The 263-nt window shown below is 40.3% G+C and carries 1 protein-coding gene; it reads right to left on the bottom strand.

Features of this window, described 5'->3' with window-relative positions:
• On the bottom strand, positions 1 to 263 hold a 263-nt coding region (locus tag HMPREF2542_RS06430; protein ID WP_148129467.1), incomplete at both ends, for a mucin-binding protein.

The raw sequence follows: 263 nt of genomic DNA, 5'->3' as shown, positions 1-263 counted from the left end.
CTTATCAGCTGTATAACCTGTAATCGTTGGGGAGCTTACCGCTGTGAACGTTCCTGTAACCGGAGACCAAGCACCTTTAGTGGAACGTTTTGTCACTTCATCTGTTTTTACTTCTCTAGTAAAAGTCAATGAAGTACTACGACTTGGGCTTGCTTGGCTACCATTCTTATAAACATAATGAATGGTTTCTTTAACGGTTTTAATCTCACTAGATGTTGTTACCTTGTGTTTCAAGTGAACCGTCACGTTTTGATCATGACTGC

The organism is Streptococcus sp. HMSC034B05, from assembly GCF_001809055.1.
Taxonomy (GTDB): domain Bacteria; phylum Bacillota; class Bacilli; order Lactobacillales; family Streptococcaceae; genus Streptococcus; species Streptococcus constellatus.
Note: the sequence above shows the minus strand (reverse complement) of the source record. Positions and strands in the feature narration are given on the sequence as shown.